Source organism: Psychrobacter sp. 1176_08, assembly GCF_052850615.1.
In genome coordinates this window covers 336,936-352,556 of record NZ_VXCU01000004.1, presented here as the reverse complement: position 1 = coordinate 352,556, position 15,621 = coordinate 336,936, and the positions used below count along the sequence as shown (strand labels likewise).

The 15,621-nt window shown below is 43.8% G+C and carries 13 protein-coding genes; 7 read left to right on the top strand and 6 right to left on the bottom strand.

What is annotated here, in order from left to right:
- Window positions 1–135 precede the first annotated feature (135 nt).
- Window positions 136–1,797 (top strand): energy-dependent translational throttle protein EttA, encoded by a 1,662-nt coding sequence (ettA, locus tag FW759_RS07480; RefSeq protein WP_062845788.1) that lies wholly within the window; start codon window positions 136–138, stop codon window positions 1,795–1,797.
- Window positions 1,798–1,887: 90 nt separating this feature from the next.
- Here the strand turns inward: ettA and plsB are convergent, their stop codons facing one another.
- The gene (plsB, locus tag FW759_RS07475; protein ID WP_443527720.1) at window positions 1,888–4,647 is read right to left on the bottom strand and encodes a glycerol-3-phosphate 1-O-acyltransferase PlsB; all 2,760 of its coding nucleotides are present in this window, start codon (window positions 4,645–4,647) and stop codon (window positions 1,888–1,890) included.
- A gap of 273 nt (window positions 4,648–4,920) precedes the next feature.
- Between plsB and ybaK the strand changes: the two genes are divergently transcribed.
- Together ybaK and FW759_RS07465 are read left to right on the top strand one after the other, a co-directional pair.
- Entirely contained in the window at window positions 4,921–5,391 is a 471-nt protein-coding gene (gene ybaK / locus FW759_RS07470) for a Cys-tRNA(Pro) deacylase (RefSeq protein WP_443505546.1), read from the top strand.
- Between the two features lie 101 nt (window positions 5,392–5,492).
- On the top strand, window positions 5,493–5,867 hold the full coding sequence (locus tag FW759_RS07465; protein WP_062843596.1) for a 5-carboxymethyl-2-hydroxymuconate Delta-isomerase: 375 nt from the start codon (window positions 5,493–5,495) through the stop codon (window positions 5,865–5,867).
- 116 nt (window positions 5,868–5,983) lie between these two features.
- Here FW759_RS07465 and FW759_RS07460 read toward each other — a convergent pair whose 3' ends face one another.
- Complete coding sequence (locus tag FW759_RS07460; protein ID WP_446442609.1) at window positions 5,984–6,454, bottom strand: hypothetical protein; 471 nt, start codon at window positions 6,452–6,454, stop codon at window positions 5,984–5,986.
- Between the two features lie 248 nt (window positions 6,455–6,702).
- Entirely contained in the window at window positions 6,703–8,523 is a 1,821-nt protein-coding gene (locus tag FW759_RS07455; protein WP_131393273.1) for an acyl-CoA dehydrogenase C-terminal domain-containing protein, read from the bottom strand.
- Between the two features lie 408 nt (window positions 8,524–8,931).
- Between FW759_RS07455 and FW759_RS07450 the strand changes: the two genes are divergently transcribed.
- The gene (locus FW759_RS07450; protein WP_446442608.1) at window positions 8,932–10,062 is read left to right on the top strand and encodes an FUSC family protein; all 1,131 of its coding nucleotides are present in this window, start codon (window positions 8,932–8,934) and stop codon (window positions 10,060–10,062) included.
- A gap of 97 nt (window positions 10,063–10,159) precedes the next feature.
- Here FW759_RS07450 and aroE read toward each other — a convergent pair whose 3' ends face one another.
- Window positions 10,160–11,020 carry a shikimate dehydrogenase gene (gene aroE / locus FW759_RS07445; RefSeq protein WP_446442607.1) on the bottom strand — a complete coding sequence of 287 codons (861 nt, stop codon included), beginning with the start codon at window positions 11,018–11,020 and terminating at the stop codon, window positions 10,160–10,162.
- Window positions 11,021–11,406: 386 nt separating this feature from the next.
- Between aroE and FW759_RS07440 the strand changes: the two genes are divergently transcribed.
- Together FW759_RS07440 and FW759_RS07435 are read left to right on the top strand one after the other, a co-directional pair.
- On the top strand, window positions 11,407–12,081 hold the full coding sequence (locus FW759_RS07440) for a hypothetical protein (protein WP_446442606.1): 675 nt from the start codon (window positions 11,407–11,409) through the stop codon (window positions 12,079–12,081).
- Between the two features lie 15 nt (window positions 12,082–12,096).
- On the top strand, window positions 12,097–13,086 hold the full coding sequence (locus FW759_RS07435) for an aminotransferase class IV (RefSeq protein ID WP_446442605.1): 990 nt from the start codon (window positions 12,097–12,099) through the stop codon (window positions 13,084–13,086).
- Window positions 13,087–13,103: 17 nt separating this feature from the next.
- Here the strand turns inward: FW759_RS07435 and FW759_RS07430 are convergent, their stop codons facing one another.
- A complete protein-coding gene (locus FW759_RS07430; RefSeq protein WP_446442604.1) occupies window positions 13,104–13,295 on the bottom strand; it encodes a DpnD/PcfM family protein in 192 nt (63 codons plus the stop codon).
- A 97-nt stretch (window positions 13,296–13,392) separates the two neighbouring features.
- Entirely contained in the window at window positions 13,393–14,157 is a 765-nt protein-coding gene (locus FW759_RS07425) for a DpnI domain-containing protein (protein WP_446442603.1), read from the bottom strand.
- A gap of 168 nt (window positions 14,158–14,325) precedes the next feature.
- Here FW759_RS07425 and mltG point away from each other — a divergent pair, with 168 nt between their 5' ends.
- On the top strand, window positions 14,326–15,609 hold the full coding sequence (mltG, locus tag FW759_RS07420) for an endolytic transglycosylase MltG (RefSeq protein ID WP_446442602.1): 1,284 nt from the start codon (window positions 14,326–14,328) through the stop codon (window positions 15,607–15,609).
- The last annotated feature ends 12 nt before the right edge of the window (window positions 15,610–15,621 follow it).

The window sequence follows — 15,621 nt, the reverse complement described above, 5'->3', positions numbered from 1 at the left end:
TCTCAGCTTGCAGGGTATGCGCCACAATGCGATAATGACCTATAATTTGTAATCCTGATTTTGAGTTACGGCACGCTTGGCAGCAGCGCTGAGTGGTATTTGCTGTTCTCTTCTATGCAGTCTATCGGAGTGTTAATGGCTCAATATATTTACACGATGAACAACGTGTCAAAACTTGTTCCCCCTAAACGTGAAATTCTCAAAAATATTAACCTGTCGTTTTTTCCTGGTGCCAAGATTGGTGTCTTAGGTATCAATGGTTCTGGTAAATCAACTTTGCTCCGTATTATGGCGGGTGTAGATACTGAGTTTAGCGGCGAAGCACGTGCGCAAGCAGGTACGAAAGTTGGCTATCTGCCGCAGGAACCACAGCTCGATGACAGCAAAGATGTCCGTGGTAACGTCGAAGACGGTATGCGCGAAGCATTAGATGCGCTGGCACGTTTAGATGCCATTTATGCAGAATATGCAGAGCCTGATGCCGATTTTGATAAGCTTGCAGAAGAGCAAGGCAAAATGGAAGACATCATTCAAGCATGGGATGCGCATAACCTAAACACGCAGCTAGAAAAAGCCGCTGATGCGCTACGCCTGCCACCATGGGATGCGGATGTAAGCAAATTGTCAGGTGGTGAAAAACGCCGCGTGGCATTGTGTCGTTTGCTGCTATCACGTCCTGATATGCTATTACTTGACGAACCGACCAACCATTTGGACGCTGAATCTGTCGCATGGCTTGAGCAGTTCTTACAGAACTATAGTGGTACGATTGTGGCCATTACCCATGACCGTTATTTCTTGGATAACGTTGCTCAGTGGATTTTGGAGCTTGACCGTGGCCATGGCTATCCGTATGAAGGTAACTATACTGAATGGCTAGAGCAAAAGAACAACCGACTTGAGCAGCAAAACAAGCAAGAAGAATCTTTTGCTAAAGCACTGAAAAAAGAGCTTGAGTGGATTCGTAAAAACCAAAAAGGCCAACAAGCCAAGTCTAAGTCTCGTGTCCAGCGTTTTGAAGAGTTGAACTCAACCGAATTCCAAAAACGTAATGAGACGTCTGAGATTTATATTCCACCTGGTCCACGTCTAGGTAATAAAGTCATTGAAGTGAATGACATCTCCAAATCATTTGGTGATCGCCTGCTTTATAAAGACTTAAGCTTTAACGTACCAGCGGGTGCCATTGTTGGTATTATTGGTCCAAATGGTGCGGGTAAAACTACGCTATTTAACATGATTACCGAGCGCGACAAGCCAGATACTGGCTCAGTTGACTTGGGCGAAAGCGTAAAAGTGGCCTATGTCGGTCAGGTGCGTGACAATCTCGATGACAATAAAACCGTATGGGAAGAAGTTTCTGACGGCCTTGATATCATTACCGTTGGCGACTATACTACGCCAAGCCGTGCCTATATTGGTCGCTTTAACTTCAAAGGTTCAGATCAGCAAAAGCACGTTGGTCAACTATCAGGTGGTGAGCGTAACCGTTTGCAACTGGCGAAGACACTGAAACAAGGCGCAAACGTACTGCTACTCGATGAACCCTCAAACGATTTGGACATCGAAACCTTACGTGCGCTAGAGGATGCGATTCAAGTATTCCCAGGCACAGTCATGGTTGTTTCGCATGATCGCTGGTTCCTTGATCGTATTGCGACGCATATTTTGGCATTCGAAGATGAAGGCCCAGTATGGTTCGATGGTAACTACACTGAATTTGAAGCATATCGTAAAAAGACGATGGGTGACGATGCCAGTCCTAAGCGTATGAAATATAAAAAGATTTCTACCTAGGAGTTCGGCCTTAAAAGCTTAACGCTTAAGTAATAAAAAAGACCTCTAATGATTAGAGGTCTTTTTTTTCTGGATTTAATTGGCTATTTATTAGCGCTTACGCCCGAATTTACGCTGCTTTTTATTGCTAATCTCGGTAATTGCGTGAGTAATCTCGCTTTCATCCAAACTTGCTACCTGATGTAGGATTTGCATCATATCAGGCGTGAGGACGTACTTGGCATGGTGCGCGATATCATTGATACGATGATCAAAGGTCAACACACCCGTCTCTTCGTCTTTTTGCAAGTAATCAAGACGAGTCAATGCACTGAGGAAGCTGGTAAATAAAGCCCGATCGAAGAAATCAGGAATATCATCGGCATAAAGTACAGACAAACGCTGTCCAAGCAGATGGCATAAATCAACAACCTCGCTTTCGGTCAAATTTCCTGAGCCTTGCTGAGCGAGTAACGCTAAGGTCATGAAATAACGCTCAAGGCTTTGACCGACTGGTGTTGCCAGCACTTGCAACTGCTGATAGCACTTGCTATTTGACTCAGGTACGCTGAGCTTACCATCACCAAGCTCTACAATCAGACCATGAGAGAGTAAGGTATCGACTTTTTTGTTGATGGTATCGGCTAAGCCATGCGCTGGGTAGTATAAAAACAGCTCGCTTTGTAAGAATGGATATAGCTGCTCAGCGATACTGTCTAAGCGGCTGCGCTCCATACGACCGTTACGCGCGACCAGTGCTGCTAAGAAAGACAATAAAATAAAGACGTGCAGAATATTATTACGGAAATAGCTCAGCAATGCCGCCTGTTTGCCTGCGATCTGAATAATGTCGCCTAAAATATGTGGTGTGCGTTCGATGAGCTTGAGCTTAATACCATAATCAATGATTTGCTGCGGGCTCATGTCTGTGATGACCGTGTCATCTGAATACGCCAGCTGCTGAGCAAGACCCTGATAAAGGGCGATTTGCTCGCGGCAGCTTTCCTCATCCAATGCTGCCTTGGGGGCAGAGAGCAGTACCAATGACAACAGCGATACTGGCGTGACCACCGCTGCTTTATTGATATGCTGCATCACTTTGACACCAATGTTATCGACCATGGCACTGGTTTTGTCGTCTAATGGTGTATCGGTACGATCAGCAGGCAGACTATTAGCAGACACATCGAATTTTTGCATGAATTCGCTTAGGTATAAAGGCTTACCAAAGCTTAGGTGAACTGTACCAAAGATACGTTCAATTTTACGTCCCACCTTGAGCAGACCGATTAAAGATTCGGACTCTTTTGGTTTACCTTTTAGCTCGCCAACATACGTACCGCCTTCCATGATGCGCTCATAGCCGATATAAGTCGGAATGAATACCACAGGTTTATTGGTCTGACGCAATTGACTGTGTACGGTCATCGCTAGCATACCCATTTTAGGCGGCAATAAACGTCCTGAACGTGAGCGACCGCCTTCAATGAAGTATTCAATCGGCGTATTACGAGTGATGAGCGTATGCATATACTCACGTAGAACCGCCGTGTAGAGTGCATTACCACGGAAACTACGACGTATATAAAAGGCAACAGCGCCTCGTAATAATGGCCCTAATACAGGAACATCTAAGTTATCGCCCGCGGCGATATAGGGAATACTAAGACCACTTTTATAAATCACATAAGACAGCAACAGATAGTCAACATGACTGCGATGACAAGGCACATAAACCAGTTCGTAGTCAGTGGCAATCTCACGAACACGCTCGAAATGATGCACTTCGACGCCATCATACAGTTGCGTCCACAACCAAGTTAAGAACTTATAAAAGCCTCGCACAATTGAGTGCGAATAGTCATTAACCATCTCATTGGCATACCCTTTGGCAAGCAAACGAGCATCACGAACACTGGTGCCCGTCTTTTCGGCTTCCGCTTCAATGGCGTGCTTGATCGCGGGCGAATACACCAGCTTATCAACCAAATTGCGCCTGTCTGATAAGTCAGGACCCAACATACTGGCCCGTTGCTTGTCCAAATAAATCGTGAGCTGCTGTTGTATGTTACGCACCAATTCACGATTGCTGTCAGCGGTTGCGACCAATGCATAATGTGGTGTTGCAGCGGCGTCTTGTTTGCTGTTACTGTTTGTCGCTTGTTCTGATGGGTCTTTTAAGTCAGTGGTGACTGCATCGACGAGGTCAGAGTCTTCTGTATCGTCTTTAAGATGAGTGTCAATAATGGTGCGTAAATCTTGGGGTGGATGAAACTGGACAAAGGTATCACGCCCCATCACACCGATATTAAACAGCTGTTTTGTGATGCTGGGATCTTCCCAGTTATCAGCTGTTAATAGTTTAAAGAGTGAATCTTCTTTTTCTGGCGCACGTCCCCATAAGATAGATACAGGCACCAAACGAACCTTCAATTCTGGATATTGCAATACCGCAGACACGAGACGTGAAAGGCGCGGTGACAATGGCGTGTCTTTGGCATGAGGATGATTCAAAAAAACGATAGCCGCATTTTCTTTGATACGATGAGCGGCATCATTGACTCCAACCAATGCCGGTGGCAGGCGATGCTCTTGTGTCTGCAAGTCAATCAAAATACTGTTTGAACGCGAATAATCTTGCAACACATAAAATATGAGTGTCTGATCGTCTGCATCAAACTCCGGCAGCTCCCCTAATAGTTTGGGTTTGACTGCGACGTCAAGTAACTGACCCGAGAGCTTACGGTACAGCTGATTGATCGGGGCTTTTGCATAAGGCGTAGAGGCGACTGGGTTGCCATCAGTTGTCATAGCACTATCAGTCGTGGCTGGCGCTGTAAAAATCCGTTTTTTCAGGAACTTCGGTATCATAATCAGTATCAGAAATAGTCAAATATGTTGCGCTTATAATGCCATAAAAGCCATCAAAGCGATATATAGTGTCTGTATATACTGCTATTATTCATAGTGCCCAACAATCACATAGGGTATCCAATATGAGTGAAGGGACTCAATATAAGCACAAAATGTTAGATATGTTTTTATTTGAAAAAGAACCATTTTGGCTTAATAATGTGTGTGCCTAAAAACAATAAAGCCTATGTATGCTATTGCATTCATGCCAATAAAATAAGGTAAACTATTATGACGCCAGCCGTCGATCTTGCCAAAAAACGTGGTCTTAATTACCAATTACACGAATATACTCATGACAGTCAGGCAACCTCTTTTGGCTTAGAAGCCGCAGAAAAGCTTGGTGTGGATGTCACGCAGGTTTTTAAAACCTTAGTGGTGTCGACAGAAACCAATGTACTTGCCGTTGCAATCTTACCAGTAGACAAGACGTTGAATTTTAAAAAAATGGCCAAGGCAGTGGGCTGTAAAAAGATCCAAATGGCAGATCCCAAGCAAGTAGAACGTACTACTGGCTATGTATTGGGCGGCGTCAGTCCATTAGGACAAAAAAAGCGTTTGACGACGATCATAGATGACTCGGCACAAAGTTATGCCACCATCTATGTGAGTGGCGGTCGTCGAGGTTTAGAGATTGAGCTACCACCTGAGCAGCTATCAGCCACACTTACTGCTCGCTTTGGTGCTATTACTGATGATTAAAAGACTAGCTATTAAAAGATTAGTCGTTAACAGTTTATAAATTCAGTGGCATGTTGCTACTGAGCTGTTGTTTTTTACTTGTACTTTATAAGGATATATCCATGCCGCATTTAACCATCCAAGCGACGCCCAATGTCAGTATTTCTCATGAAGAATCTTTACTCAAATCGTTGAACAAAGTGCTGTGGGACAGCGGACATTTTGGTAATCCAGCGGATATCAAGAGCCGTATCATACCGCTTGAGACGTTTTTGGTAGGCGTAGAAGATGATGAACAAACCAACGGCTTTATCTATGCCAGCTTAAAAATAATGACAGGCCGTGATTTGGTGATTCGCAATCAACTCGCAGAGCTATTGGTAAGCACTATAGAAAAAGAGTTAGGCCCAAAACAGTCAGGACGCGCCGCATTACAAGTATGCGTTGAAGTCGAAGAAATCAGCGCGGTGTATCATAAAAAAATGCTAGGCAGTTAAACGTCCCAATATTTTTGTTACTTAAAGCCTTTATCTGTCATTGATTGACCCAAATAAAAGCAGCCTGCTATTGAAAGTAGGCTGCTTTTATTTTTAGGATAGGTATTTCAAAATCACTATTTACATAGCGACTGACTGGCGTATTTAGGCAGTATCATGGTCTCTATTTTATAGCCTGCGGTTTTGCCTTGCGTTGCCATAAGGTTACGCGCAATACGCAATCGATAATCACCCGTGGTTGGTAGACAGCCTTGATAAATGATGCCGCCTTTGGTGCCATCTTGTGTACCATTTGGCATATGTAATACACCCACATTGGCTGTTTCAGCCGTGCCCGCTAATGGCAAAATATTGATCACCGCATATTGTGAGCTGCCCGCCTGAAAACGATACCAGTGCTCATCTTCGTTGGGACTGAGCTTCCCAGTTGTCGTACTAGTAATAGCACCTTTTGCAAAGTGAATAGGGGTGTCGCTATTTTTAGCAACGGCGCTATGGACGGTGATAACGGCAAGCGCCGTACTGAGCAATAATGCTTGTATACCCTTTGAGGCTAACGATACGGTTTGATGGTTAATGGATAACATGGTTGGCTCCTAACATGACAATCTGGCTATTAAGATAAAAAAGGTAGTAAAAACTCGATTACAGAGTCGTAAAACTATGGTGCTCTGATAAATATCGATTGTCTTTAGTAACTACGTAAGTGAGTCAGCGTAAGCGAATCTACATAAGTAAATAAGCACTTAAGCAAATAGTGAGTGTTAATTGGGCACAAAAAAGCGCCTATGATTTAGGCGCTTTTTATCAGGTATCGTATGACTTGTATGTGATTCTAGTCTAGAAAAGCAAAATGCTCGATTTCCATTGACGTCATGCTTTCACTTGGTGCGACCATGGCTTCAGCGTGACCAGACGTACGTGGTAAAAGCTTATCAAAATAGAACTCGGCAGTTTGGATTTTTGCTTGATAGAACTCAGGTGCTTCAGTGCCACCGTTTTTAAGCTTTTCATAAGCGACCGCTGCCATACGTGCCCAGTGGTAGCCCATCATGACGTAACCTGAGTACATCAAGAAGTCATCTGATGCGGCTGAGATGATTTCACGGTCTTTACGAGCCATTAGCATCAAGCGCACTGTCAATGTGTTCCATTCAGCACATAGCTTAGTGAGTGCCCAAACGAATTTACGCATGTCTTTATCAAGGGCATATTCACCGCACCACTTCATGATGCTTGAGGTATAATCACGAATGATTTTACCTTTAGACTGTAAAATAACCTTGCGGCCTAATAGATCCAGTGCCTGTACGCCAGTCGTACCTTCGTACATGGTCGCAATACGAGCATCACGAGCGATTAGCTCCATACCCCATTCTTTGATATAGCCGTGACCGCCATAAATTTGCTGACCGTGCTTTGCTGCTTCAATACCCAGTTCAGTTAAAAAACCTTTTAGGATAGGGGTGTAAAAGCCTAGCTTGTCATCCCATTTTTCGAACTCTTCATCATCGCCATTAACGATACCCTGTGCCATTTTGTCCGCATAACGTGCTGAATGATAAATCATTGAGCGACCGCCTTCAGCAAAGGCTTTTTGCGTCAACAGCATACGGCGTACGTCGGCATGGTGAATGATAGCATCAGCTACTTTTTCAGGATCTTTGGTGCCAGATAGCGTACGCATAGAACGACGTTCTTTAGCATACGGTAGTGCGTTTTGGAAAGATAGTTCAGTGTGCGCTAGACCTTGGATACCAGTGCCGATACGAGCAGTGTTCATAAAGGTGAACATCGCTTTTAAGCCTTTGTGTGGTTCGCCAATTAGGTAGCCAGTAGCACCATCAAAGTTCAAGACACAGGTAGAAGAGGCGCTGATACCCATTTTGTGCTCGATTGAGCCGCAGACAACCGCATTGCGTTCGCCAGATTCGCCTTCAGCATTCGGCGTGAATTTTGGTACGATAAATAGTGAGATACCGCGTGTGCCTTCTGGTGCATTTGGTAGGCGTGCTAAGACAATATGAATAATATTGTCTGTTAGGTCATGCTCACCGCTTGAGATAAAGATTTTAGTACCACTTATTTTATAGGTACCGTCATCTTGCGGGATGGCTTTTGATTTTACTTGGCCCAGATCCGTACCACACTGTGGCTCAGTCAAGCACATCGTACCTGCCCACGAGCCTTCGACCAACTTCGGTAGATAAAGGGCTTTTTGCTCATCCGTACCGTATTGTAGTAGCGTGTTGATACAGCCCGTTGATAGGCCAGAGTACATCGCCCATGGCCAGTTGGCAGTACCGATCATTTCAGCTTTTATCAAGTTGATTGACGTCGGTAAGTTCATCCCGCCGTATTCTTCGGGATACGAGATACCTTGCCAGCCGCCTTCTACAAACTGGTTGTAAGCTTCTTTGAAGCCTTTTGGCGTGGTGACTTCGCCATTTTCAAAATGACAGCCTTCTTCATCGCCTGATTGATAAATAGGAGCGAGGACATTCTCAGAAAAGTCAGCCATGCCTTGTAGGATCATGTCAATCGTTTCAGGATCAGCGTTTTCACCGTTATCCAAGCTTTTGTAATGGGTTTGATAATCAAAGACATCATTAATCAAAAACTTGATATCACGTAAAGGTGCTTTGTAAGTTAACATAGTCGTTCTCTTTAGTTATTCGTTATCATAGATGGTCAGCTTAGTCCGTAAGCCATGACGTTCACAAATTAAAATTATAAACTATTGTTTGATTATTTAGATAAATGTAAACAATATCGTTGCTCATTACTTAGATTTGTCAAAAAAAAGATGATTAATTTTGATTAATTTGAACCCTTTCTCATTCGACCATGGTTGATGTAGCCGTTATAGCAGTATAAGTCTTCTATGAAGACAAATATACAACTAATAACTAATATTCATTAGATATCTAATAACATAAAAATATAAGTTATAAATAGCTGAATTAGGTTTTTATTAATATTGATTAATAAGAATGGCTTTATAATGGGCGGCATCGTATCCAAAGTACGACGTTTACGTGTGTCTATACTATAAGGAGCACCAATGATGAGTGCATTAAAGCACCAGCCAAAGCGAGCATCTTGGCTAACAGAATGGTTTGCTCGCATCAAAATTTTACTCAGTGGTGAGCTGTCGCATTTATTGACAGTGAACCGTAGCAAGCGACCTTGGCATATGCCGATTATCGCTGCAATCGCTATTAGCTTTCCTGTATTTGTCGGCGCTTATTTTGAAGCATTGCCCTCTGGTATCAAGGCATCGCTTGGGGCGATGATTATCTTGAATACCCCATTGGTTGGTAAGTTGCCTTATCGCTTGGTGACAGTGATGGCATGGGGCTTTGCGATGTCATTGTGCTTTGCCCTAGGCTTGATGGCACAGCATATTCCCGCATCGATATTACCGATATTTACACTCATGGCTTTTGGTGTGGTCATTCTTGGTCGTTATTATCGTCAGCCGCCGCCAGCAGGTTTGTTTATATTGATGGCAGGAGCGATTGCATTATTTATACCGCTGCCACTAGAAGATATCATGCCAGCCACAGGCCTAGTGATGCTGGGTAGTGGTTTTGCGATTGTCTTGTCGCTACTGTACTCGCTGTTTTTAATTGCCACACGTCCCTCTACGCCCACACCTACCTATAGTTATGAGCCAGATACGATTGCCGAAAGTATCATTGTGGCGGGTTTTGTGAGCTTGGCTTTGTTTGTCACCTTGGTTTTGAATCTCTCCAATCCCTATTGGGCAGCAGTCAGCTGTTTTCTTATTATTCAAGGGATCCATTTACGTACGGTATGGATCAAACAAATACATCGTCTGCTCGGGACGATCGTGGGTGTGGGACTGGCCGGTTGGATGTTGTCTTGGAACTTGTCGATATGGGGGGTGGCATTAACAGTCTTGATCATGATGCTGTTTATCGAAAATTTGGTTGATCGGCATTATGGACTGGCCGTAATATTTATCACGCCGCTGACCATATTTATTGCTGAATATGGCAGTGGTTTGCCATTTTCTGAACAAGCCTATCAAGTGGTGATGCGTGCGCGTTTATACGACACAGCGATTGGGTGTTTAGTGGGTTTGGCTGGCGGAGTCGTCATGCACTCGACCAATTTACGTGTGCCGTTACGGCGTATGGAAAATTGGCTACTGGCGCGTTTTTCATAAATGATGTATTAGATAGTATGTGTCTAAAAAAGTACGCCAAAAAAAAGCACATAGACTCAGTTTATGCGCTTTTTTGCGTACTTAGCATATAGACCGCTTAGCTTTTATTTAAGTCTTCCGTCGCCTTTGCAACATCAATACGGTGGCCTGTCCAACGCTCAAAACTTAACGCCGCTTGTCCAATTAGCATGCCATAACCGTCAGAGGTCTGTGCCCCGCGAGCTTCAAAATGCTGCAAAAATGGTAGCGGGCGCCCGTACATCAAGTCGTAGGCGTATTGGCAATTTAAATCATGGCTAAGTGGTAGTTTATCATCTGATAAGCCAATAGAAGTGGCATTGATGATGATATCAAATGATCCCTCTAGTTCTGCGGTGCTGCATGTTTTAATCTGCTGCTCATCAATAACAGTGCTGGCTGTGCTCAGCTCTTCAACCAGTTCTACCGCCTTGCTTACGGTTCGATTGGCGATGGTTACTGTTGCGATGCCTGACTCAATCAAAGGCAGTATGATACCGCGAACAGCGCCGCCGGCACCGATAATGGCAACGCGCGCGCCTGTTAGTGGCCAGTTCAGACTTTTTATATGATTGACCAATCCTTGACCGTCGGTATTATCGCCATAAATAGCCTCTGCTAGCGATACGCCCTTATCCAACAGAGCCTTGTTTAATAAGAGCGTATTGACTGCGCCTGCAATTTTGGCATGTTCTGACAGGCCGCCGCGCGCCGCACAGCACTCGTAAGCAATTTGTTTGAATGGCACAGTGACATTGGCACCAACGCCGCCGCCGCAAAAAAACGCCTCAACCACAGCGGTAAAACTGTCTGCATTATTGGGACAGTATTGACGTTGATAGCTGATATCCATGCCCGTTTGTGCGGCAAATAGCGTATGGATTTTGGGAGACTTACTATGGGCAATCGGATTGCCAATCACTATAAAATGCTGAGTCATAAATATTCCGCTAGCGGTGAGAGTCAAAACTCATGAATAAGAGCGTCGTTAAAGCTCACTTATCATAAGGGATACGGTAAGGTTTGACAAACCGGAGACGGAGCGAAAAACCATTTGAATAAGCAAGAGGTTTTGATATGGAATGTCCTTAACAAATCTGTACTCTCTGGGACCGTTATCCGTAACGTAAAGGGTAGTCAAGTGTTAAGCAGTTGGGTAAACTATAGATTGCAAAAAAATATGGGTCTGCTCTAGTGATGGTTCCGTTGTAAAAAGCTAAGAGCTAAACAAGCTTGTCAGTAAAAACATTGTTCATTATCAGCGGCTTCTTTGATCGCTCGTTAATACTATTTTGAGACCAATCTAAAAGTGTGAGTAAATTGTCCATGTGGAATAACAACCTGCAGACCTTAATGGTCGGTATGATAATGGCGGTTGGTGTATCGCTCAGTGGCTGTGACAATAGCCAAAGCGATGCCCAAAATCAAGATGCTAATGCAAACACTAGCGAGCAGGCAAGCGCTAATGATGCGCCAGCAAAAGACAGTGCTGCTGGGACTGCTGACTTAGATGGGGCAACTGCTGCGCAAGCCACACCGGTGAGATATGATGTTTCATCTTGGGGCTCGGGTGAGGTGACGCCGCTTGGTATTGACAAGCTAGAGGAGATTAAGTCGACTTTTGGTAAAGTGGTAAGCACCGATGAGAACAGCTTGGACTACGCCAGTAATGCGGCTACCAAATACCGTTTTATGAAGGCTGATGCGCCTTACCTGGATCTTATTGACTCTGAAAAATACTTGGAGCTTGGCTGGTATTATGCCAATCCTACCGACTCTGATAAAGAAAAAAAGCTGAGCCAAAACCATGCCAAAAAAGCATACAAAATTGCCCGTCAATTAATGGGTGATGAAGGCGGTAAAATGGTTGGTGATATGCTTAATAGTCAAATCACCAAAAATAAAGTGGTCGGCGGACAAAAAGTAGAACTGGCAAAATGTGAGTTTTATAGCTGTATGCTGGTCATCAATAAATCTGAAGCGCCAGAAAATGACAGTTAAGCTGTGAGAGAAGCAATGCCGATGTCTAGCAGCTGGTTTTGTCTACACTCATCAGAAAATGAGACAGATTTTACGCACGCTACTTTGTCGTTGGACAATCGTGGACTGGCATACGGCGATGGTTTTTTTACCACCATGGGCGTGATTGACGGGCAGATACTGTGGTTGGATTATCATCATCAGCGCCTCATCTCCCATCAAAAAGCACTGCAACTCGACGTAGATAGCCACTCCTTAATAACTGCCTTAATAACGCATGCTCAGCACTTACAACAAGGGGTGCTCAAGCTTATCGTTGTGCGAGCCGCGCAAGCCATCCGTGGGTATGGCTATACATCAAGCGCATCTGGAAGCGCTTGTGACGTTTGGCTAAAATCCTCAGCCATGGTGGTCGCAACTGATAAGCAGCTGTGCTTACCAGATGGTCGCTTCATTCCTATACAGCCTGCTAGTACGGCTGTTTGCTTATCTGCCCAAATTGCTTGCTTGCCGCCACCATTAGCAGGATTAAAAAGTCTTAATCGGCTCGATACCGTGCTGGCAAGTGCTGAGCTACAACGCATCAAATCACACTTATTACCATCTGACTCATCATTACATACTCCTGCACAGCCAAGCATTGAAGAAGGGCTGCTGCGAGACATGAATGGCTGCTGGATTGAGGGCACGATGAGTAATGTGTTCTATCAGCTAGCGGATGCGCCAGTAACAAAACCACAATCTCTAGAGTCGAAAAACATCATTGGTACCGCCCAAGAGAACTCTAATTATCTGATAGCTGGTCAATGGTACACGCCTTCTTTGGCGCAATCGGGCATTGCTGGCGTGATGCGACAAGTGATTATAGATGCTTTGTCCAATACAGCCTATCCAGTCATCATCAGGCCATTGCAAGATGATGATTTGCCACTTTTAAGGCGCTTGTTTTTTTGCAATGCCTTGCGCGGTATCATGCCGATGGCTAATCTGACGTTATTGAATGATAGCGTAGTGACAATGCTGTAAAACGTGTGTACAAAACACTATTTTTTATCAAAAATATTAAATTTGGTATCTATCAAATCATCGTAAAACAACTCAACGTCTTCGTTTCTATACATTGTCCGAGCTTGTAGAATGGCTGACGAATCATCTGTCGCCATTACTTCAACAATACGACTCATAGTTTCAACGATTTCTATTTGATAAGTGGTTAAGCCTATTTCGTTCATCATGTGCCGTTTTCCCTTTAGCTAGATTTATTGTGCCTATGATCCTAGCAAAAAGAGCGAATAAAAATGATCGTCTTCTGTAATCAAAAATGCAAAATGCTTAGTATAGTTTTCTATAGTTCCCGCGACTTATAAATTCAATAATACCCTTATCACGCAAAACTTGTAATTGCTGACGGATTTTATCCTTGATGTGATTGTTATTAGGATGTTTGAGCTGTAACTCATCAGAAAAAGCATAAGCTTGATTGAGAGAAAAATGGATATCAAGTCTGTCAACACATTGCCATACATCCAGTGTCCAGCCACGCGAAGTACTAGATTGCTCACGTAAAAACAAGGTTTTTTGAAACTGCTGTGTGACGTTATTACGCGGTATCACATGCTGGTCTTTTACTAAAAAGATTTTTCCCGATTCTGGTACGTGTCGTAAGTCGATATTGCAGCCGACCCAACCTGCACGTTTGGCCGTTGCTGATAAAGGATTGCGTTTAATAATGATATCAGGTGTAAAAAAGTGCTTAGGAATAATCATAAAATTATTTACCGTCAGCGCTTTTGAGTATGTCAAAAAAAAGAAGCTTGGATTATCGTCGCTATTGATACGCTCAATCATTGTCTTATAAGCGCCATCGTTAATAATATTGCTTAAGGTCGCTTTTTTACTTTTTAGCTCATATTGCTCAGTACAGGTCGAGCAATAAAAATCAGCAACAGGTTTCCCATTCGCAAATTCTCTTAGCGGCTGGGTGTTGCAGTTCGGGCAGTAGCCATTATTTTTGACCCAAGCTTCGCTCAGCACACGAATGATATGCGCTTGAGAGTGATAATTTTTGGCAAGACTCTGATCAAAATGTAGATTCATAATAGCTTTTTTATTAAAAGAGGGTCGCAAAAGTACCTGTCGAAATTGAGAATATTAAGCCATGTTGCTTAGTGCCAGTATCCAGTTAATTCACAAGCTAAGCAAATACCATTGAAAATCCCACAGTTCAGTGCTAAATTCTAGCAAACATCTGCCTCGCGAGTTGCCATGAGTAAGCCTACATCTGAAACGCCTCCTGAACGTCCTAATGATACCTCATCAAATCAACAAGATAGTAATGTTGGTCAACGTGCTAATACCACGCCCACAGACTCAGATGTTCCTGTCGTAGAAGAAGTAAAGGGTAAACCTGCGACAGATGTCTCACTCATCAGTGGTGATAATAAGCCGCGTAAGTATAAAACGGACAACCAATCGTTTTTTATGCAGCGCGGCTATCAAATATTGCTCGTGCTTGGACTCATTGCGGCGTTTTTCTTAGTCATGGTGTATCAGACATTGTTTGGACGCATTGATCAGCCACAAAAGATGGTCACGATTGAGAAAGGTCAGACCTATTATGGTTTGCTACCGCAGTGGCAACAGCAGATACCTCTGTTTTCTGCCAGTATTGCTAAGCTATATATCAAGTCGCAAGTTGATGCGCCGCTACATGCAGGGATTTACCAACTACCAGAAAATCCGACCATGGCTGAGGCGCTGCAAGTGCTCGAACAAGGCGCAAAAGCTGCCATGGTAAAAGTACAGATTATCGAAGGCAAAACATCTAAAGACTTATATCAATCGCTACGTGACAATCCGGGCATCAAAAAAGAGGTACTGACTGCCGATAGTGACAATGCCAGTATCGCAAAAGCGCTGGATTTGGCTGGTATATTGCCAGATGAGGTGGTCAACAGTAATGATCCTATCGTCAATCACAATCTTGAAGGTTGGTTTGCTCCGGATACTTACTATTATGGTGAAGGTACCAGCGACAAACAGGTATTGACGGATTTATACAAACGTCAGCAGCAAGCATTGACGGACGCTTGGGAAAATCGTGCCCCAGATTTGCCATATAAGAGTCCTTATGAAGCTTTAGTCATGGCATCTATTATCGAAAAAGAGACCAGCGTGCCTGACGAGCGTCCTTTGGTATCAGCGGTGTTTAATAACCGTATGAATAAAGGCATGCGTATGCAAACGGATCCGACCATTATTTATGGGATGGGAAGTCGTTATGAGGGCAATATTCGCCGCCGCGACATCGATGAAAAAACGTCGTATAATACGTATCAAATTGATGGTTTGCCGCCAACGCCAATCGCATTGCCTTCCGCCTCTGCTATTGAAGCAACCTTACATCCAGCCGATAGCGATGCCTTGTACTTTGTCGCCACTGGTACAGGTGGGCACAAATTTACCAATAGCTTAGATGCACACAATCAAGCCGTAAAAGAGTATTTGGGTGTCATGCGTGAAAAGAGATCGCAAACACCGCCGCAGTAAGTTATTTTTAGT

Bases quoted from the DNA above. Each gene is read 5' to 3' on its own strand.
- FW759_RS07435 (WP_446442605.1), top strand. From the start codon at position 12,097: ATGCCGATGTCTAGCAGCTGGTTTTGTCTACACTCATCAGAAAATGAG.
- FW759_RS07465 (WP_062843596.1), top strand. From the start codon at position 5,493: ATGCCGCATTTAACCATCCAAGCGACGCCCAATGTCAGTATTTCTCAT.
- plsB (WP_443527720.1), bottom strand. From the start codon at position 4,647: ATGATACCGAAGTTCCTGAAAAAACGGATTTTTACAGCGCCAGCCACG.
- FW759_RS07460 (WP_446442609.1), bottom strand. From the start codon at position 6,454: ATGTTATCCATTAACCATCAAACCGTATCGTTAGCCTCAAAGGGTATA.
- FW759_RS07455 (WP_131393273.1), bottom strand. From the start codon at position 8,523: ATGTTAACTTACAAAGCACCTTTACGTGATATCAAGTTTTTGATTAAT.
- aroE (WP_446442607.1), bottom strand. From the start codon at position 11,020: ATGACTCAGCATTTTATAGTGATTGGCAATCCGATTGCCCATAGTAAG.
- FW759_RS07430 (WP_446442604.1), bottom strand. From the start codon at position 13,295: ATGATGAACGAAATAGGCTTAACCACTTATCAAATAGAAATCGTTGAA.
- FW759_RS07440 (WP_446442606.1), top strand. From the start codon at position 11,407: ATGTGGAATAACAACCTGCAGACCTTAATGGTCGGTATGATAATGGCG.
- ettA (WP_062845788.1), top strand. From the start codon at position 136: ATGGCTCAATATATTTACACGATGAACAACGTGTCAAAACTTGTTCCC.
- mltG (WP_446442602.1), top strand. From the start codon at position 14,326: ATGAGTAAGCCTACATCTGAAACGCCTCCTGAACGTCCTAATGATACC.
- FW759_RS07450 (WP_446442608.1), top strand. From the start codon at position 8,932: ATGATGAGTGCATTAAAGCACCAGCCAAAGCGAGCATCTTGGCTAACA.
- ybaK (WP_443505546.1), top strand. From the start codon at position 4,921: ATGACGCCAGCCGTCGATCTTGCCAAAAAACGTGGTCTTAATTACCAA.
- FW759_RS07425 (WP_446442603.1), bottom strand. From the start codon at position 14,157: ATGAATCTACATTTTGATCAGAGTCTTGCCAAAAATTATCACTCTCAA.